Annotated in this window: 17 protein-coding genes and 1 tRNA gene; 13 read left to right on the top strand and 5 right to left on the bottom strand. The window is 73.4% G+C overall.

The features are described from left to right. The first annotated feature begins 27 nt into the window (after positions 1-27). From EV385_RS20590 to EV385_RS20560, 7 genes are all read left to right on the top strand, one after another. The gene (locus tag EV385_RS20590; RefSeq protein ID WP_130510940.1) at positions 28-528 is read left to right on the top strand and encodes a MauE/DoxX family redox-associated membrane protein; all 501 of its coding nucleotides are present in this window, start codon (positions 28-30) and stop codon (positions 526-528) included. Beyond that, on the top strand, positions 525-1,271 hold the full coding sequence (locus EV385_RS20585; protein ID WP_130510939.1) for a DsbA family protein: 747 nt from the start codon (positions 525-527) through the stop codon (positions 1,269-1,271). The genes EV385_RS20590 and EV385_RS20585 overlap by 4 nt, the downstream gene beginning before the upstream one ends. After that, positions 1,268-2,260: a hypothetical protein gene (locus tag EV385_RS20580; protein WP_165449540.1), complete on the top strand. Its 993-nt coding sequence runs from the start codon at positions 1,268-1,270 to the stop codon at positions 2,258-2,260. Before EV385_RS20585 ends, EV385_RS20580 begins: the two co-directional genes overlap by 4 nt. Continuing rightward, positions 2,257-2,733: a thioredoxin-dependent thiol peroxidase gene (gene bcp / locus EV385_RS20575; RefSeq protein ID WP_130510938.1), complete on the top strand. Its 477-nt coding sequence runs from the start codon at positions 2,257-2,259 to the stop codon at positions 2,731-2,733. Before EV385_RS20580 ends, bcp begins: the two co-directional genes overlap by 4 nt. A 124-nt stretch (positions 2,734-2,857) precedes the next feature. Continuing rightward, positions 2,858-4,549: a methyl-accepting chemotaxis protein gene (locus EV385_RS20570; RefSeq protein WP_130510937.1), complete on the top strand. Its 1,692-nt coding sequence runs from the start codon at positions 2,858-2,860 to the stop codon at positions 4,547-4,549. Between the two features lie 108 nt (positions 4,550-4,657). Continuing rightward, a complete protein-coding gene (locus EV385_RS20565) occupies positions 4,658-5,254 on the top strand; it encodes an HNH endonuclease signature motif containing protein (RefSeq protein WP_130510936.1) in 597 nt (198 codons plus the stop codon). Then, positions 5,245-5,319 (top strand) — tRNA-Leu (locus EV385_RS20560). Before EV385_RS20565 ends, EV385_RS20560 begins: the two co-directional genes overlap by 10 nt. 66 nt (positions 5,320-5,385) lie before the next feature. Here the strand turns inward: EV385_RS20560 and EV385_RS20555 are convergent. Further along, positions 5,386-6,345: an expansin EXLX1 family cellulose-binding protein gene (locus EV385_RS20555; RefSeq protein ID WP_130510935.1), complete on the bottom strand. Its 960-nt coding sequence runs from the start codon at positions 6,343-6,345 to the stop codon at positions 5,386-5,388. 137 nt (positions 6,346-6,482) lie between these two features. Between EV385_RS20555 and EV385_RS20550 the strand changes: the two genes are divergently transcribed. From EV385_RS20550 to hutH, 6 genes are all read left to right on the top strand, one after another. Then, positions 6,483-7,334 (top strand): MurR/RpiR family transcriptional regulator, encoded by an 852-nt coding sequence (locus EV385_RS20550; RefSeq protein WP_130510934.1) that lies wholly within the window; start codon positions 6,483-6,485, stop codon positions 7,332-7,334. Beyond that, positions 7,331-8,992 (top strand): urocanate hydratase, encoded by a 1,662-nt coding sequence (gene hutU, locus EV385_RS20545; protein WP_130510933.1) that lies wholly within the window; start codon positions 7,331-7,333, stop codon positions 8,990-8,992. Before EV385_RS20550 ends, hutU begins: the two co-directional genes overlap by 4 nt. Next, the gene (locus EV385_RS20540) at positions 8,989-10,176 is read left to right on the top strand and encodes an allantoate amidohydrolase (RefSeq protein ID WP_130510932.1); all 1,188 of its coding nucleotides are present in this window, start codon (positions 8,989-8,991) and stop codon (positions 10,174-10,176) included. The genes hutU and EV385_RS20540 overlap by 4 nt, the downstream gene beginning before the upstream one ends. A 49-nt stretch (positions 10,177-10,225) precedes the next feature. Further along, a complete protein-coding gene (locus EV385_RS20535) occupies positions 10,226-11,524 on the top strand; it encodes a formimidoylglutamate deiminase (protein ID WP_130510931.1) in 1,299 nt (432 codons plus the stop codon). Between the two features lie 79 nt (positions 11,525-11,603). Next, the gene (gene hutI, locus EV385_RS20530; protein ID WP_130510930.1) at positions 11,604-12,767 is read left to right on the top strand and encodes an imidazolonepropionase; all 1,164 of its coding nucleotides are present in this window, start codon (positions 11,604-11,606) and stop codon (positions 12,765-12,767) included. Further along, positions 12,764-14,302, top strand: a complete 1,539-nt coding sequence (gene hutH, locus EV385_RS20525; protein ID WP_130510929.1) for a histidine ammonia-lyase — start codon at positions 12,764-12,766, stop codon at positions 14,300-14,302. The genes hutI and hutH overlap by 4 nt, the downstream gene beginning before the upstream one ends. Positions 14,303-14,388: 86 nt before the next feature. Here hutH and rdgB read toward each other — a convergent pair whose 3' ends face one another. The 4 genes from rdgB to EV385_RS20505 all read right to left on the bottom strand — a co-directional run bounded on the left by rdgB (position 14,389) and on the right by EV385_RS20505 (position 17,933). Next, the gene (gene rdgB / locus EV385_RS20520) at positions 14,389-15,000 is read right to left on the bottom strand and encodes an RdgB/HAM1 family non-canonical purine NTP pyrophosphatase (protein ID WP_130510928.1); all 612 of its coding nucleotides are present in this window, start codon (positions 14,998-15,000) and stop codon (positions 14,389-14,391) included. A gap of 55 nt (positions 15,001-15,055) precedes the next feature. Next, positions 15,056-15,787, bottom strand: a complete 732-nt coding sequence (gene rph, locus EV385_RS20515; protein ID WP_130510927.1) for a ribonuclease PH — start codon at positions 15,785-15,787, stop codon at positions 15,056-15,058. 10 nt (positions 15,788-15,797) lie between these two features. Then, entirely contained in the window at positions 15,798-17,123 is a 1,326-nt protein-coding gene (locus tag EV385_RS20510; protein ID WP_130510926.1) for a glycosyltransferase, read from the bottom strand. A gap of 63 nt (positions 17,124-17,186) precedes the next feature. Then, the gene (locus tag EV385_RS20505; protein WP_130510925.1) at positions 17,187-17,933 is read right to left on the bottom strand and encodes an MBL fold metallo-hydrolase; all 747 of its coding nucleotides are present in this window, start codon (positions 17,931-17,933) and stop codon (positions 17,187-17,189) included. Positions 17,934-18,019: the final 86 nt, after the last annotated feature.

Genomic DNA, 18,019 nt, shown 5'->3' with positions numbered 1-18,019 from the left:
GCCGCGACAGACCAATGAGGCGTGCACATGGACACGGAGGACACCAGCCGGCCAGCCCGTTCGGCCGCCGCCTGGCTGTGGATCTCCACCGCGGCCCGGTTCGGGCTGGCCCTGGTCTGGCTGGTGGCGGGCGCCACGAAGGTCGGTGACCTGGCGGCGTCCGGGCGGGCGGTCAACGCCTACCGGCTGATGCCGTACGAGGCGGCGAAGGTGGTGGGGGCGGCGCAGCCGTTCCTGGAGATCGCCCTCGGGTTGCTGCTGCTGGCCGGCCTCGCGGTTCGGCTCAGCGCGGGCATCTCCGCGGTCCTGCTGGTGGTGTTCATCGCGGGAATCGTCTCCGCGTGGGCGCGGGGGCTGGCCATCGACTGCGGCTGCTTCAGCAGCGGCGGCGACCTGGCCGAGGGTGTCGACCCCGGTTACCTGTGGGAGATCCTGCGCGACCTCGGCTTCCTCGCGCTGGCCGGGATCCTGCTGTGGCGGCCACGTACCCGATTCTCACTGGACGGTCTTCTGATGGGGGAACGATGAGCAAGGCGGGCAAGGACCGCAACCGGGCCAGGCAGATCGTCGAGCAGCAGAAGGCCCGCGAGCGGCGCCGCAAGGTGACCCTGTGGACCAGCGTCGCCGTGGTCTTCCTCCTGATCGCGGCCGGTCTGGTGGGCTACGCCGTCTCGTCCAGCCAGCAGAGCGCCGACGCCGGCAAGCTGGTCGTGCCCTCGGCCGCGGTCGACGACGGCACCGCGTTCGCGGTCGGCTCGGGCCCGGTCGTGGTCGACCTGTACGAGGACTTCATGTGCCCGGTCTGCCAGGTCTTCGAGTCCCAGTCGAGCGCCGCCCTGCGCGAGCTGGCCGCCAAGAACGAGATCACCCTGCGGCACCACCCGGTCGCGATCCTGGACCGCGCCTCGGAGGGCACCGAGTACTCCAGCCGGGCCGCCGGGGCGGCGGCCGCGGCCGGGCAGGCCGGCAAGTTCGTCGAGTACCACGACGTGCTCTACGCCAACCAGCCCGCCGAGAACACCCCCGGGCTCAGCGACGACAAGCTGATCGAGCTCGGCCGGACGGTCGGGCTCACCGATGCCGCGTTCGCCGACGCGGTGAAGAACAAGACGTACGTGCCGTGGGCGGCCAAGGCCACCGACACCTTCTCGGCTCGCGGCCACACCGGCACGCCCACCATCGTCGTCGACGGCAAGCAGGTGACCGGGGCGAACAACTCCCTGCCCACCACCGCCGACGTGACCAGGGCGATCGGCGCGGCCAAGGGGTGAAACGGCTGGCCCTGATCCTCGCTGTGGCCGGTGCGCTCGTCGCGCCGGCCACGCCCGCGTCCGCCCACGGCGGCGACGCGCCCGACGCCACCGCGTACCGGGTCACGGTCAGCGGGGTGACGCCGCCCGAGCCGGGGCTCACCGTGCGGGCCATGGAGGCCGGGGCACGGCTGGAACTGATCAACCACACCGGGCATCCGGTGGAGGTGCTCGGCTACTCCGGGGAGCCGTACCTGGAGGTGCGTCCCGACGGGACGTTCGAGAACCTCAACGCACCCACCACGTACCTGAATCGCACCCTGGCCGGGGACACCCCGGTGCCGGCCGGTGTCGACCCGGCCGCGCCGCCGCGGTGGGCCCGGGTCTCCGCCGGACCGAGCGTACGCTGGCACGACCGGCGTGCCCGGTGGCTCGGCGACGGCCTTCCGCCCGCGGCGGCCGCCGACCCCACGCGCACCCACCGGATCAGCGACTGGGCCGTGCCGCTGCGCGCCGGGACCCGTACCTTCGCCGCCCGGGGCACCGTCGACTGGGTGCCGCCGCCGCGGGCCTGGCTGTGGTGGCTGGGCGCGGCGCTGCTGGCGGTCGCGGTCGCGGCCGCCGGCCGGTGGCACGGCCGGGCCGCGGGGGCGCTCGCGGTCCTCGCGGGTGGAATCGCCCTCGGGTACGCGACCAGCCGGGCGCTCGCGGGTTCCTCCGCAATGCCGCCCGCCCTGGTGGCCGCCGCCCTCGCCGTGCTGGCGGGCACGCTGGCGCTGACCCGGCGCGCCGCGGCGTTCCCGTTGGCGCTCGGCGGGGTGGCGCTGGCGCTGTTCGCCGGGGTGGCCGAGACGGGGGTCTGGCGGCAGGCCGTCGTCGACGCGCCCGGCCCGGCGTGGAGCGCCCGGGCCGCCGTACTCGTGGCACTCGGCGCCGGGCTGGGCACGGCCGTGACCGGTGTCGCGGGTCTACGGCGACGCTCCGGGGCCCCCGCTAAGGTCGACGCATGACTGAGACCGCCCGCCTGGCGCCCGGCGACCCCGCGCCCGACTTCACGCTGCCCACCGACACCGGCGAGAACCTCTCCCTCAAGGACCTGCGGGGCCGCCGGGTCGTGCTGTACGCCTACCCGGCCGCCATGACCCCCGGCTGCACCACGCAGGCGTGTGACTTCCGCGACTCGATGGCCTCGCTGAAGTCCGCCGGCTACGAGGTTGTCGGGATCTCCCCGGACACCCCGGCGCAGCTCGCCAAGTTCCGCGAGCGCGACGCGATCACCTTCCCGCTGGTCGGTGATCAGGACAAGAGCGTTTTGACCGCATACGGCGCGTACGGTGAGAAGCAGTTGTACGGCAAGACGGTCACCGGGGTCATCCGCTCCACCTTCGTCATCGACGAGCAGGGTCGCATCGAACGCGCCCTGTACAACGTCAAGGCGACCGGTCACGTGGCGAAGCTGCGGCGGGACCTGGGCATCGACTGACGCTGATTCCTGTGAATTTCGCGGATTCCCGGCCCGACGGTCGATAACACGGTAAGCCAATGCCGTCTGTCGGCGGCGGTCGCCGGGGTTCCTGGCGGCCTCCGCCTGGGTCAGGAGACCGCCCATGTCTGCTGCCGCCGAGCCGCGGCCCGCGAAGTCGCGGGACGCCAAGCCGCGCAAGTCGCACGCCGCGAAGCGGCGCGCCACGCCGTCGCGCCGCCTGAGCGCGAGCGGTCTGCTGCGGAACCTGCGGGTCGCACACAAGCTGTTCATCAGCTTCGGCCTGCTCTGCCTGCTGGTCGTCGCGGTCGGCGCCATGGGCCTGTTCCAGCTGAACAACGCCACCGCGCGGATGGAGCAGATGTACCGGGCGCACCTGCAGGCGATCGAACGGCTCGGCGAGGTCCGCGCCGACGTGCAGCAGGCCACGGCGCGTTCCGGTGACCTGATTCTGCGCTCGCCGGTGGCCGACGTCAGCAACGTGCAGATGGCCCTGCAGCGGCTGGACTCCGACATCGACAGCACCTGGAAGCTGTACGCCGCCACCAAGAACACCGCCGCGGACAAGGACAAGGCCGCCTTCGCCGCCGCGCTGCGCGAGTACCGCCAGGTCCGCGAGGAGAAGCTGGTACCCGCGGCCAAGGCCAACGACTTCCAGGGCTACCTGAGCGCGAAGAACAACTTCATCGACCCGCTGACCGCCCGGATCACCGTGTCGCTGGACAACCTCGCCAAGATCGAGGACACCGCCGCGCAGACCCAGATGGCCGCCGCCCGCGACAGCGCCCGGCTCGCCCAGGTGGTCACCATCGCGCTGATCATCGTCGCCGTGCTGGTCACCGTCGTGCTGGCGCTGACCCTGAGCCACGCCATCGCCACCCCGCTGACCCAGACCGTCGGCGTCCTGGCCGGGCTCGCCGACGGCCGCCTCGACCAGCGGCTCAACTACACCGGACGCGACGAGTTCGGCGTGATGGGCCGGGCCGTGGACACGGCACTGGATCGGCTCACCGCCGCCCTGCGCGGCATCAGCGAGAACGCGGTCACGCTGGCCTCGTCCGCTGAGGAGCTGACCGCGGTGGCCGGGCAGATGAACTCGTCGGCGGCCAACTCCGCCAACCGCGCGCACGCCGTGTCGGCTGCCTCGGAGGAGATCACCAGCAACATCACGACGATCTCGGCGGGCGCCGAGGAGATCGGCAGCTCGATCCACGAGATCGCCCGCAGCACCTCCAGCGCGGCGGACGTGGCCACCGAGGCCGTACGGATCTCCACCGAGGCCGGGGCGATCCTGCAGCAGCTGGGCACGTCGTCCGCGGAGATCGTCTCCGTCATCAAGATCATTACGGGGATCGCGGAGCAGACCAACCTGCTCGCCCTCAACGCCACCATCGAGGCGGCCCGCGCCGGGGAGGCCGGCAAGGGCTTCGCGGTGGTGGCCGGCGAGGTCAAGGAACTCGCCCAGGAGACCGCCCGGGCCACCGAGGACATCCGCGCCCGCGTCGACGCCATCCAGAACGACTCCTCGGCCGCGGTCAACGCGATCTCCGGGATCGGCAGCGTCATCGAGCAGATCAACGCCACCCAGTCCGCGATCGCGGCGGCGGTCGAGGAGCAGACCGCGACCACCAACGAGATGACGCGCAACGTCAGCGAGGTGGCGACCGGCTCGCACGAGATCTCGACCAACGTGGCGGCGGTCGCGTCCGCGGCGGCCGAGACCACCAGCGCGGCGGCCAACACCGCCGCCGCCGCCGACGAACTGGCACGTGTCGCTCACGACCTGCAGCAGAGCCTAGGGATGTTCCGGTACTGAGGCCTCCCCGGCCCGCCGACCCACGGCGGCCGTCATGCGGTTCCGACCCGCGTGGCGGCCGCCGTGCCGTATCCGCGAACTGTCGTACCCCATCGCTACGTTCCTACCATGGTCAAGTACACGCGAGAGGTGCTAGGCGAGGCCGCCGCTGCGTCCTACAGCATCGCCGGGGTGCTCCGGTTTCTCGGCATCCAGCGACCGAGCGGCGGGATGCACGCCCACATCAGCCGCCAGCTGAAACGCTTCGGGATCGACACCGCGCACTTCACCGGACAGGCCCACAATCGCGGCTTGCCCGGACGTCACCGGCTCACCCCCGACCAGCGCCTTGTCGAGTTACCCGAGGGCCATCGCCGCATCCCGGGCGTCAAGCTCAGGAAGGCCCTACTCAGCATCGGACTGCCCGAGGCGTGCGAATGCTGCGGCGTAGGCAAAACCTGGCTGGGCAAACCACTCACCCTCCAGGTCGATCACATCAACGGCAACTTCCTCGACAATCGACCGCGCAACCTACGTTTCCTCTGTCCCAACTGCCACAGTCAGACCGCCACGTACGCGGGAGCGCGGCGGGACCCCGACGCGCCTGCCGACACGGTCTACGACGAATCCGCCACTACACCGACAGGACTCCCCTTGGGCAGGCAACTACCGCGTCGGGAAGAATGGCTCTGGAACGTGTACGTTTACGCGTTCAAGGGGCCGTAGCCCAACTGGCAGCAGGCACACGGTTTAGGTCCGTGACAGTGCGGGTTCGAATCCCGTCGGCCCTACTCGCACAGCAGACCCGCATCCCTGAAAGCCCGGGTTGTCCGGGCTTTCAGGGATTCCCGTCCAGGTCAGCCGCAGGAGGGCTCGGCCGGGGCGGCGGCGAGCGCCACCGGCGGAGCCTGCGCGAGCCCCTCCCGATCCGGGCTGACCACCGGCGACTCGGCCACCGGCGACTCCGGCACCGACGGCACCGACGGCGAGGACGCCGCTGCGGCCGGGGACGACGCCTTCGACTTCGACGGCGCGGGCGCGGCCTTCTTCTTCGGCGCGCCCGGCCCCTTGGCAACCACCGGCGCGCTGACGGCCTTGCCGGTGAGGCGTACGGAGGTGGTCTGGCGCCGCTGCGGCAGCAGCTTGACCCCGGTGGCGGTCGCGACGTGCCCGTAGCTGTCGGTGATCCGGATGCTGAACGGCCCGTTGCCCGTGTTCTTGTCAATGATCCAGAAGTTGTACGTGGCGTGCGTGGCCGTCATCCACCCCCGCCCGGGCCCCTTGGCCTGGACGGAGACGATCGGGTTGGCGTGGTTGTCGACGAGGATCGCCCACCAGTACTGCGACGAGCCCTCGGCGAAGGTGATGCTCAGCGGCCCCGGGGTGGGGGCGTTCGGGACGGCGCGGTACGTGATCGGCACGACGCCGGCCGACTCGTTGGCGATGCGCTTGAACGCGGTCCGGCTCAGGTCGAGGTGGCCGACCGCGCATTCGGGGCAGGAGTCGAAGACCTTGACCCGGACCTTGCCCTTGGGGCCGGTGACGTCGATGTAGCTGCCGCAGGCGGTGGCGCCGGAGTATTGCGTGCGGCCGAGCGCGACGTACAGGTCGTCGGCGGGTGGGGCGAAGTTGCAGTTGCCGGTGCCGCCGGCCAGGTCGTAGAAGGTCGCCTTGCCCTTCTGGGCGCTGGTGGACGGGGGCGCGGCGCAGGCGGGGCCGCCGTCACGCAGCAGCAGTGCGACGCCGAGGACGCCAGCCAGGAGTACGGCGCCGCCGGTGGCGAGCCAGCGGGGTGTCAGCAGGCGATGAGCAGTCACGCTGAGGCATCTTTCGGCGCTGTCCGCGTGAGGGCAACGCTTCTAAGACAGACCTAAGGCAGCGCTCGGGGCCGGTCACCTGGATGAGTCGGGTCAGACCCCTGGTGTTTGAAAGATTCCATGCATACGCTGCGAGAGTGAATGACGGAGCTGTCAGGACGGCCGAGCGTGTGCTGGATCTGTTCCAGGGCGCGCGGCTGACGCCGACGCAGCGCCGCATCGCACACAGCCTCGTCCAGCACGCCCCGTCGGCGGCGTACCTCTCGGCCGCCGAGGTCGCGGAGCTGGCCGGGGTGAGCCAGCCGTCCGTGACCCGCTTCGCGATGGCCCTGGGCTACAGCGGCTATCCGGCGCTGCGCCGCGAGCTGCGCGCGCTGGCCGGGCCGCGCCCCGCCGACGGCGGGCAGGCCGGGGACAACCCCATGCAGCGGGCGGTCCGCGTGGAGGCCCAGCATCTGGGCCGGCTGGTCGAGCAGTTGGACAATCTGGACGCGGTGGAGCAGGCCGCGAAGCTGCTGGTGGCCAGCCGTCCCCTGCCCGTGCTGGGGCTGCGGGCGGCGGCGCCGCTGGCGGCGTACTTCGGGTATTTCGCCGCGAAGGTCCACCCGGACGTGCGCGTCCTGGACAACGGCGGCACCCACCTGCTGGACCGGCTCGACCAGGCCCGGGCCGCGGGTGCGACGGCGCTGCTGGCGATCGTGCTGCCGCGCTACCCCCGGGAGACGCTGGACACGCTGCGCGAGGCCCGGGCGGCGGGGCTGGCGGTCGTGGCGGTCACCGACTCGGCGGTCAGCCCGGCCGCCGAGTGCGCGGACGTGGTGCTGCCCGCGGCGGTCGGCACCCACCTGGTCTTCGACCTGCACACCGGGCCGATGGCGATGGCGATGGTCCTGCTGCAGGCGATGTGCGACGCGGCGCCCGGCGGCGTCCAGCACCGCCTGGAGCAGTTCGAGGCGACAGCGGCACGGCGCCACATCTTCGAAGCATGAGGCATGAGGAGGACGACATGGTCGTGCGGGCGGCTCGCGGCACGCAGCGGCAGGCGTTGGGGTGGCCCCAGGAGGCCGCCAAGCGGATGCTGATGAACAACCTCGACCCGGACGTGGCCGAGCGCCCCGACGACCTGGTCGTGTACGGCGGCACCGGCAAGGCCGCCCGCGACTGGCCGTCGTTCCACGCGATCGTGCGGGAGCTGGACACGCTCGCCGACGACGAGACCCTGCTGGTGCAGTCGGGACGCCCGGTCGGGGTGTTCCGCACCCACGAGTGGGCGCCGCGGGTGCTGCTGGCCAACTCCAACCTGGTCGGTGACTGGTCCACCTGGCCGGAGTTCCGCCGTCTGGAGAAGCTCGGCCTCACCATGTACGGCCAGATGACCGCGGGTTCGTGGATCTACATCGGCACCCAGGGCATCCTGCAGGGCACGTACGAGACGTTCGCGGCCGTGGCCGCCAAGCGCTACGGCGGCGACCTCGCGGGCACGCTGACGCTGACCGGCGGCTGCGGCGGCATGGGCGGCGCGCAGCCCCTCGCCGTCACCATGAACGGCGGGGTCTGCCTCATCGTCGACGTCGACGAGACCCGGCTGCGCCGCCGGGTCGACACCCGCTACCTCGACACGCTCGCCGCCGACCTGGACGACGCGATCGCGCAGGCCGAAGCCGCCAAGTCCGAGCGCCGGGCGGTCAGCATCGGCGTGGTCGGCAACGCCGCCGAGGTCTTTCCCGAGCTGCTGCGCCGCGGCGTGGCCATCGACATCGTCACCGACCAGACGAGCGCGCACGACCCGCTGTCGTACCTGCCGGTCGGGGTGGACGTGGCCGAGTGGGCCGAGTACGCCCGCACCAAGCCGGAGGAGTTCACGGACCGGGCCCGGCAGAGCATGGCCCGGCACGTCGAGGCGATGGTCGGGTTCCTGGACGCGGGCGCCGAGGTGTTCGACTACGGCAACTCGATCCGCGGCGAGGCCCAGCTCGGCGGGTACGAGCGGGCGTTCGCGTTCCCCGGCTTCGTGCCCGCGTACATCCGGCCGCTGTTCTGCGAGGGCAAGGGCCCGTTCCGGTGGGCGGCGCTGTCCGGCGACCCGGCCGACATCGCGGCCACCGACCGGGCGATCCTCGACCTGTTCCCGGACAACGACCCCCTGGCCCGGTGGATCCGGATGGCCGGGGAACGGGTCGCGTTCCAGGGGCTGCCCGCGCGGATCTGCTGGCTCGGCTACGGCGAGCGGGACAAGGCGGGGGTGCGGTTCAACGACATGGTGGCGCGCGGGGAGGTGTCCGCCCCGATCGTCATCGGGCGTGACCACCTGGACTGCGGGTCGGTGGCGTCGCCGTACCGGGAGACCGAGGCGATGGCGGACGGCTCGGACGCCATCGCGGACTGGCCGCTGCTCAACGCTCTGGTCAACACCGCGTCGGGCGCGTCGTGGGTGTCCATCCACCACGGCGGCGGCGTCGGCATCGGCCGGTCGCTGCACGCCGGGCAGGTGTGCGTCGCCGACGGCACCGCGCTGGCCGGGCAGAAGATCGAGCGGGTGCTCACCAACGACCCCGGGATGGGCGTCATCCGGCACGTCGACGCGGGCTACGAGCGGGCCACCGCGGTCGCGGAGGCGACCGGCGTACACATCCCGATGCGGTCATGAGCGCGACGTTCGCGGCGCTCTGGGCCGAGATCGCGCCGATCGGCCGCACGGCCGGCGGCGGCTATCTCAGGTACGCGTTCAGCGAGCCGGAACTGGCGCTGCGCGACTGGTTCCGGGCCCAGGCGGCCCGCCGGGAGCTGGCGGTCACCGAGGACGGCAACGGCAACCTGTTCGCCTGGTGGGGCTCGCCGTGGGGGCCCGGGACCGTGCTGACGGGCTCGCATTTCGACTCGGTGCCGCACGGTGGCGGGTATGACGGCCCGCTGGGGATCGTCAGCGCGTTCCTGGCCGTGGACGAGATGCGGGCGCGGGGCGTGACGCCTGCCCGGCCGCTGGCCGTGGCCGCGTTCGTCGAGGAGGAGGGCGGCCGGTTCGGCGTGCCGTGCCTGGGTTCCCGGCTGCTCACCGGCGCGATCACGCCGGGGAAGGCGGCGGCGTTGCGGGACCGGGACGGGGTCACGTTCTCCGCGGCGCTCGGCGCAGATCCCGTGGGGGCGCTGGACGAACTCGCCCACGTGTCGGCCGTGGTGGAGCTGCACATCGAGCAGGGCAAGGCGCTCGTGGACGTGGACGCCCCGGTCGGGGTGGCCTCCGCGATCTGGCCGCACGGGCGGTGGCGGATGGACTTCACCGGCGACGGCGACCACGCGGGCACCACCCGGATGGCGGACCGGCACGATCCGATGCTGACGTTCGCGTACACGGTGCTGGCGGCCAACAAGGAGGCCCGGCTGGCCGGTGCGCACGCCACGGTCGGGCGGGTGGAGGCCGAACCGAACGCCACCAACGCGATCCCGTCGCGGGTACGCGGCTGGCTGGACGCCCGGGCCGCCGACAGCGCCACCCTGGACCGGCTCGTGGAGGCGGTTGTCAAGCGTGCCGTGGACCGGGCCGGGCGCGACGGCACCCAGGTCAACGTGGAGGCGGAGTCGGTCTCCCCCGAGGTGGCGTTCGACACCGACCTGGCCGCCCGGCTCGCCGCGCTGCTGGGTGGAGTGCCGATCCTGCCCACCGGCGCGGGCCACGACGCGGGTGTGCTGTCCGGGCACGCACCGACCGCGATGCTGTTCGTGCGCAACCCGACCGGGGTGTCGCACGCCCCCGCCGAGCACGCTCCCGACGCCGACTGCGCCACGGGCGTGACGGCGCTCGCCACCGTGCTGGAGGAGCTGACGTGCCGTTGACCCGCGCGCATTCACGCCCGCACGCCGTGGTCCACCCGGGGTGGTTGCGATGACGTCCGGGGTGTTCCACGCCGGGCATGCCTGGCTCGGTGACCGGGTCGCGTCCGACGTGCTCATCGAGGTGCGCGACGGGCGGTTCGCGGCGGTGACCGCGGACGCCACCGCGCCCGAGGGCGCGACCCGGCTGCCCGGGCTGGTGCTGCCGGGGCTGGCCAACGCGCACTCGCACGCGTTCCACCGGGCGCTGCGCGGGCGTACCCACGGCGCGCGGGGCAGCTTCTGGACGTGGCGGGAACTCATGTACGACGTGGCCGGCGCACTCGACCCGGACACCTATTTCGCGCTCGCCCGCGCCGTGTACGGCGAGATGGCCCTCGCGGGGATCACCTGCGTCGGCGAGTTCCACTACCTGCACCACGCACCCGGCGGCACCCCGTACGCGGAGCCGAACGCGATGGGCGACGCCCTGATCGCCGCCGCCGCCGAGGCGGGCATCCGGATCACGCTGCTGGATGCGCTCTACCTCACGTCCGGAGTGGACGGGTCGCCGCTGGAGGGGGTGCAGCGGCGCTTCGGCGACGGCGACGTGGACCGCTGGGCCACCCGCGTCGACGCATTGAAGGCGGGCGGCCACGCCCTGATCGGCGCGGCGATCCACAGCGTGCGAGCGGTGCCCGCAACCGCGCTGGCGAACCTGCCGCGCCGGGCCGGGCCGCTGCACGTCCACCTGTCGGAGCAGCGCGCCGAGAACGAGCAGTGCCGCGCCGTGCACGGGTGCACCCCGACCGAGCTGCTGCATCGCCACGGCCTGCTGGGCGCAGGGACCACCGCCGTGCACGCCACCCACCTCACCGACGGCGACATCGCCGCCCTGTCCGGCAGCGGCGTCTGCTTCTGCCCCACCACGGAACGCGACCTGGCCGACGGCATCGGCCCGGCCCGGCGGCTGGCCGACGCCGGTGCCGCGCTCAGCCTCGGCAGTGACAGCCAGGCCGTGATCGACCTGTTCGAGGAGGCCCGCGGGCTGGAGATGGACGAGCGGCTCGCCACCGAGCGGCGCGGCCATTTCACCACCGCCGAGTTGCTGGCCGTGGCGGCCAACCACGCCACCCTGGGGTGGACGGACGCCGGGGCGATCGCGGTCGGCAACCGGGCCGACCTGGTGGCGGTGTCCCTGGAGTCGGTGCGCAGCGCGGGCGTCGACCCGGCCGGGGCCGTCTTCGCGTCCACCGCCGCCGACGTCACCCACGTCATCACCGACGGCCGCCCGGTGGTGGCCGACGGACGGCACACCGGCTTCGACGTCGCGGCGGCATTGCGCGACGCGGTCACGGCGGTGCTGCCGTGAGCGGGCCACGCAATCAGGGCGGCGCTGCCATGTGCGAGTGCACCGGCGGCCGCGAGCGCAGGACCAGTGAGGTGCTCCCGTGAGCCTGCTCGTCACCAACATCGGCGAACTCGTCACCAACGATCCGGCGGCGGGTGAGGGACCACTGGGCATCGTCCGCGACGCCGCCGTGGTCGTCGACGGCGACCGGGTCGCCTGGGTCGGGCCACGCGCGGCGGCGCCACCGGCCGACGCCCGGCTCGACGCGGACGGCGGCGGGGTGCTGCCCGGCTTCGTGGACAGCCACGCCCACCTGATCTTCGCGGGCGACCGGGCGGCCGAGTTCGCGGCCCGGATGGCCGGTGAGCCGTACACCGGCGGCGGCATCCGCACCACCGTCGCGGCGACCCGCGCCGCCAGCGACGACGACCTGCGCGCGTCCGCGCGGCGCCTGGTCGCGGAGGCGCTGCGGCAGGGCACCACCACGATCGAGATCAAGAGTGGGTACGGCCTGAGCGTCCCCGACGAGGCCCGCAGCCTGCGGATCGCCGCCGAACTGACCGACGAGACGACGTTCCTGGGCGCGCACGTGGTGCCCGCCGAGTACGCCGACCATCCCGACGACTACGTCGACCTGGTGACCGGGCCGATGCTGGCCGCGGCCGCCGGGCATGCCCGCTGGGTGGACGTGTTCTGCGAGCGCGGCGCGTTCGACGGCGACCAGGCCCGGGCCGTGCTCACGGCCGGGGCGAAGGCCGGGCTCGGGGTGCGCGTGCACGCCAACCAGCTCACCGAAGGGCCCGGGGTGCGGCTGGCCGTCGAGCTTGGGGCGGCCAGCGCCGACCACTGCACCCACCTGAGCAACGCGGACGTGGACGCGCTGGCGGGCGGCGACACCGTGGCCACGCTGCTGCCGGGCGCGGAGTTCTCCACCCGTTCGCCGTACCCGGACGCGCGGCGGCTGATCGACGCCGGAGCCACGGTCGCGCTGGCCACGGACTGCAACCCGGGTTCGTCGTACACGTCGTCGATGCCGTTGTGCATCGCGCTGGCCGTACGGGAAATGCGGATGACCCCGGCCGAGGCGCTGTGGTCCGCGACCGCGGGCGGCGCGCGGGCCCTGCGCCGCACCGACGTCGGCGTGTTGCGCCCGGGCGCCCGCGCCGACCTGGTCGTCCTCGACGCCCCCTCTTACCTGCACCTGGCCTACCGGCCCGGCGTACCCCTCATCAGTTCCGTCCTGCACCGCGGAGTCCAACCATGAGCACCGTCATCGTCGAACCCACCGGCATCACCCCCGCCGACGTTCTCGCCGTGGCCCGGGGTGACGCCCGGGTCGAACTCGCCGCCGCGACCGTCGACGCGATGCGGACCAGCCGCGCCATCGTGGACGGCATCGAGGCCTCCGGCCGTCCCGTGTACGGGGTCTCCACCGGCTTCGGGGCGCTCGCCAACACCGCGATCGCCCCGGAACGCCGCGCCGAGCTGCAGCATGCGCTGATCCGCTCGCACGCCGCCGGCGTCGGCGCGCCGATGCCCCGCGAGGTGGTGCGGGCCATGATCCTGCTGCGGGTGCGTTCGCTGGCGCTGGGCCGCTCCGGGGTCCGCCCCGAGCTGGCGTACGGCCTGGTGGACCTGCTCAACCACGACATCACCCCGTGGGTGCCGGAGCACGGTTCGCTGGGCGCGTCCGGGGACCTGGCCCCGCTGGCGCACTGCGCGCTGGTGCTGCTCGGCGAGGGCTGGGTGCTGGGTAAGGACGGTGTGCGGGTCGCCGCCGCCGAGGCGCTGCAGGCGGCCGGGCTGAACCCGCTCGAACTGGCCGCGAAGGAGGGCCTGGCGCTGATCAACGGCACCGACGGCATGCTGGGCATGCTGCTGCTGGCGATTGACGACGCCGCCCACCTGTTCGCCATGGCGGATGTGACCGCGGCGCTGGCGATCGAGGCGATGCTGGGTTCGGAGCGGCCGTTCCTGCCGGAGCTGCACACGATCCGGCCGCACCCGGGCCAGGCCGCGTCGGCCGCGAACATCTACCGGCTGCTCCAGGACTCGACGATCATGGACTCGCACCGGGACGACCTGGCGCATGCGGTGCAGGACGCGTACTCGATGCGGTGTGCGCCGCAGGTGGCGGGCGCGGCACGGGACACGCTGGAGTTCGTCACCACCGTCGCGGGACGCGAGCTGCTGTCCGTGGTGGACAACCCGGTGGTGCTGCCGGACGGCCGGGTCGAGTCCACGGGCAACTTCCACGGCGCCCCGCTGGGCTTCGCGGCGGACTTCCTGGCCATCGCGGCCGCCGAGGTCGGCGCGATCGCGGAACGCCGGGTGGACCGGCTGCTGGACGTGACCCGTTCCCGGGACCTGCCGCCGTTCCTGTCCCCCGACGCCGGGGTCAACTCGGGCCTGATGATCGCGCAGTACACCGCGGCCGGGATCGTCGCGGAGAACCGGCGGCTGGCCGCACCCGCCTCGGTGGACTCCCTGCCCACCAGCGGCATGCAGGAGGACCACGTGTCGATGGGCTGGGCCGCGGCGAAGAAGCTGCGTACCGTCCTGGACAACCTGACCAGCCTGCTCGCCGTCGAACTGCTCAGCGCGGTGCGTGGCCTGCAACTGCGGGCGCCGATGACCCCGTCCCCGGCGGGCCGGGCGGCGGTCGCGGCGGTCGGGGCGTTCGCCGGTGAGCCGGGTCCGGACGTGTTCCTGGCGCCGGTGCTGGAGCAGGCCCGCGCGGTGGTGTCCGGCCGGGCGCTGCGCGCCGAGATCGAGGCCGCCACGGGCCCGCTGCGCTGACCACGCCATCGGCGCCCGAGATCTTGGAGACTCCTGGCCCTCAGAGGGGCCACTGCGCTCCAAGATCTTGCAGGCGGTGCGGGAGCTCAGCGGGGCAGCTCGCGGGCGATCACCTTGGACAGCTCGCGGAACGCCTTGCCGCGGTGGCTGATCGCGTCCTTGTCGGCCGGGCTGAGTTCCGCGTTCGTCCGGTCCTGACCGTCGCCGAGGAAGATCGGGTCGTACCCGAAGCCGCCCTCGCCGCGGCGGGTCCGCAGGATCCGGCCGCGCTGGCGGCCCTCCACGAGGTGCTCGCGGCCGTTCGGCAACACCAGGGCGGCCGCGCACACGAACGCGCCGCCGCGCTGGGCGTCCGGCACGTCGCCGATCTGGGCCAGCACCAGGTCCAGGTTGGCGGCGTCGTCGCCGTGCCGGCCGGACCAGCGGGCGCTGAACACGCCGGGCATGCCGTTGAGCGCGTCCACGGCCAGGCCGGAGTCGTCCGCCACGGTGGGCAGGCCGGTCCGGGAAACGCCCTCGCGGGCCTTGATCAGGGCGTTCTCCCCGAACGTCAGCCCGGTCTCGGGCACCTCGGGGTAGTCGGGGACGTCGGCCAGCCCGACCAGCTCGACCTGGTGCGCGCCGAGTGCCTGGTCGAGGATGCGCTGCAGCTCGGCGAGCTTCTTCTTGTTCCCCGTGGCCAGCAGCAGCCGCGTCATGCGGAGCCTCCTTCACGCATGCCCTCGCGGCCCTCGCTGCGCTCGGTGCACTCGGTCATGCGCCTGCGAGTGCCTTCTGCTGGGCGGCGGCCAGGTCGGCGCAGCCGCGCAGCCCGAGGTCGAGCATGGCGTCGAGCTGGTCGCGGCGGAACACGCCCGCCTCGCCGGTGCCCTGGACCTCGACGAAGTCGCCGTCGCCGGTGCACACCACGTTCATGTCGACCTCGGCCGCCACGTCCTCGGCGTACTCGAGGTCCAGCCGGGCCTCGCCCTCGATGATGCCGACGCTGACCGCCTGCACCGAGCGGTGCATGACCGCGGCCGGCTTGCCGGCCAGCGACTTGCGCTCGGCCAGCCAGCTCACCGCGTCGTGCAGGGCGACGTACGCGCCGGTGATCGCGGCGGTGCGGGTGCCGCCGTCGGCCTGCAGCACGTCGCAGTCGAGCACGATGGAGTTCTCGCCGAGCGCCTTGAGGTCGATGCAGGCCCGCAGGCTGCGCCCGATCAGCCGGGAGATCTCGTGGGTCCGGCCGCCGATCTTGCCGCGGACGCTTTCGCGGTCGCCACGGGTGTTCGTGGCGCGGGGCAGCATCGCGTATTCGGCGGTGACCCAGCCCAGGCCGGAGCCCTTGCGCCAGCGCGGGACCCCCTCGGTGACGCTGGCGGTGCACAGGACGCGGGTGTTGCCGAACTCGACCAGCACGGAGCCCTCGGGGTGGATGCTCCACCGCCGGGTGAGGGTCACGGGTCGCAGGTGGTCGGCCGCTCGGCCGTCGGGGCGTGCCATGCCGGTCACCTTATGCGTACCGGGCGCCGTGGGTGTCGTCCGCCCCGGCGGGTTCGGCCGCCGTGCCCGCCCAGGCGGCGCTCGCCGCCCATCTGGGCTCGCCGCGGTGGGCGGCGCGGGTCCGGCTCGCGGGCACGGCCGGGCGCAGCAGGGTGGGCCGGGGCGGCGCGGGGTCGGGCTGGCGGGCCGATCCGGGAGCGGGCCGTGGGCGGGTGACGGCCGCGGCCATCGCGGCGGGCGCGGCGTCGTGGGCGCGCAGGAAGCCCGCCACGGCGCGGGGCCAGCCGAACAGCTCGGCCCGGGCGCGGGCGGCGGCCCGGCGCGCGGCCTCGGGACGCCCCAGGACCTGATGTACGCCGTCGGCGAAGGCCTCCGGGGTGCCCGGCACGGCCAGCCCGGCGTCGCCGATGACCTCGGGCAGCGCGCTGGCCGCGTTGACCACCACCGGGGTGCCGCAGGCCAGCGCCTCCAGGGCGGCCAGCCCGAACGTCTCCACCGGCCCAGGCGCCAGCACCACGTCGGCGCTGGCCAGCAGCGCGGCCACCGCGGAGCGCTCCGACAGGTGCCCGGCGAACCGCACCGGCAACCGGGCCGAGCGGTACGCCAGCGCGGTGCGCCGGGCCCCGTCCCCCGCGACGACCAGCACCGCGGGTGTCTTCCGCGCCCGCAGCGTGGCGATCGCGTCGACCGCAAGCTCGGGTCGCTTGTCCGCGGACAGCCGGCCGCAGTAGACGATCAGCAGCTCGTCGGGCCGGGCGTAGCGGGCCCGGACCGCGGCGTCGGCCCGGCTGGGGTGGAACCCGGCGAGGTCGACGCCGAGCGGCACCTCGACGAGGTTGGGTACGCCGAGGCGGCGGAACTCGGCGGCGGCGAACGCGGTCGTGCAGACGATCTGGTCGTACGCCTGCGCGGTGCGCCGGTTGAGCCGGTCGGCCAGGGAGTCGCGGGCGGGCATCCCCCACACGCCGAGCAGCCCGGCGAGACTCTCGTGGGAGACCATCATGGAGCCGACGCCGCGCTGCCGGGCCCAGTGTCCGGTCCAGCGCAGGGTGGAACGGTCGGACACCTCGATGCGGTCCGGCTCCAGGTCGTCCAGCAGCCGGGCGAGTTCCCGCCGCTCGGCCAGCACCCGGTAGCCGGCGGTACGCGGCAGCGCGGCACCGGGCAGCGTGATGACCCGCCCCTGCGCGGTCATGGTGTCGGAGTGCTCGCGCCCCGGTACGACCAGGACGGCTTCGTGCCCGGCCCGCTGGTAGCCCTCGCCGAGGTTGCGCAGCGCGGTACGCAGCCCGCCCGATCGCGGTGTGACGAAGTTGGCCAGCCGGACGATGCGCATGCAGGGCACTCCCGTGGTCACATCAGGAACTGACGATCCGATGCCGTTCCCCCGGCGGCAAGCTCAGAGATCGTAGCGGGCGCCCGGGCGTACCACATCGACCGGGCCCGCGAAGGTGGCGCTCGCGGCTTCCACAGTAGATGCCTCGCTACACCAGGCGGGAACGAGGTGGGTCAGCAGCAGCCGGCCCACGTCCGCCTTGGTGGCCGCCTCGCCCGCCTCGCCGCCGGTCAGGTGCAGGTCGGGCGGGTTCTGCACGCCGTCGAGGTAACTCGCCTCACACAGGAACAGGTCGGCGCCCTGGGCCAGGCGCAGCAGGGCGTCGCAGGGCGCGGTGTCCGACGAGTACGCGAGGACCCGGCCGCCGTGCTCGACGCGCACCCCGTACGTCTCGATGGGATGGTTGACCCGGTCCACGGTCACGGTGAACGGTCCGATCGGGAAGGTGCCCGGCTGCAGCCCGTAGAAGGTGTAGACGTCGTCGACGGGCTCGGCTTCGGCGCTGTAGGCGGCGGCGATGCGTTCGGCGGCGCCCATGGGCGCGTACACGGGCAGCGGCGGCAGCGGCCCGCCCGGGGTGTAGCGGCGGACCACCACGTACGTGCAGGCGTCGAGCATGTGGTCGCAGTGCAGGTGAGTGAGCATGATCGCGTCGACCGCGTCGAGGCCGGCGTAGCGTTGCAGCGCCGACAGTGATCCCGATCCGAAGTCGATCAGCAGCCGGAAGCCGTCGGCCTCCACGAGGTATGCGGAACAGGCCGACTCGGGGCCGGGGAAACTGCCGGCACAGCCGAGGACGGTCAGTCGCATGCGGCTTCCTCTGGCTCACGCTGGGTCGTCCACGTCCCAGCCGACCGGCCCGTGGCTGAGTCGTCAGACCAGTCAATCACGGTGCG

The sequence above is a fragment of the Krasilnikovia cinnamomea genome (genome assembly GCF_004217545.1).
GTDB classification, from domain to species: Bacteria; Actinomycetota; Actinomycetes; order Mycobacteriales; family Micromonosporaceae; genus Actinoplanes; species Actinoplanes cinnamomeus.
This window is presented reverse-complemented; position numbering and strand designations above follow the sequence as displayed.

What these genes read in the sequence shown, in the direction of transcription:
- hutH (WP_130510929.1), top strand. Translation starts at nt 12,764, where the DNA reads ATGAGCACCGTCATCGTCGAACCCACCGGCATCACCCCCGCCGACGTT.
- rdgB (WP_130510928.1), bottom strand. Translation starts at nt 15,000, where the DNA reads ATGACGCGGCTGCTGCTGGCCACGGGGAACAAGAAGAAGCTCGCCGAG.
- EV385_RS20590 (WP_130510940.1), top strand. Translation starts at nt 28, where the DNA reads ATGGACACGGAGGACACCAGCCGGCCAGCCCGTTCGGCCGCCGCCTGG.
- EV385_RS20505 (WP_130510925.1), bottom strand. Translation starts at nt 17,933, where the DNA reads ATGCGACTGACCGTCCTCGGCTGTGCCGGCAGTTTCCCCGGCCCCGAG.
- hutU (WP_130510933.1), top strand. Translation starts at nt 7,331, where the DNA reads ATGAGGCATGAGGAGGACGACATGGTCGTGCGGGCGGCTCGCGGCACG.
- EV385_RS20570 (WP_130510937.1), top strand. Translation starts at nt 2,858, where the DNA reads ATGTCTGCTGCCGCCGAGCCGCGGCCCGCGAAGTCGCGGGACGCCAAG.
- bcp (WP_130510938.1), top strand. Translation starts at nt 2,257, where the DNA reads ATGACTGAGACCGCCCGCCTGGCGCCCGGCGACCCCGCGCCCGACTTC.
- EV385_RS20565 (WP_130510936.1), top strand. Translation starts at nt 4,658, where the DNA reads ATGGTCAAGTACACGCGAGAGGTGCTAGGCGAGGCCGCCGCTGCGTCC.
- EV385_RS20585 (WP_130510939.1), top strand. Translation starts at nt 525, where the DNA reads ATGAGCAAGGCGGGCAAGGACCGCAACCGGGCCAGGCAGATCGTCGAG.
- EV385_RS20510 (WP_130510926.1), bottom strand. Translation starts at nt 17,123, where the DNA reads ATGCGCATCGTCCGGCTGGCCAACTTCGTCACACCGCGATCGGGCGGG.
- rph (WP_130510927.1), bottom strand. Translation starts at nt 15,787, where the DNA reads ATGGCACGCCCCGACGGCCGAGCGGCCGACCACCTGCGACCCGTGACC.
- EV385_RS20540 (WP_130510932.1), top strand. Translation starts at nt 8,989, where the DNA reads ATGAGCGCGACGTTCGCGGCGCTCTGGGCCGAGATCGCGCCGATCGGC.
- EV385_RS20535 (WP_130510931.1), top strand. Translation starts at nt 10,226, where the DNA reads ATGACGTCCGGGGTGTTCCACGCCGGGCATGCCTGGCTCGGTGACCGG.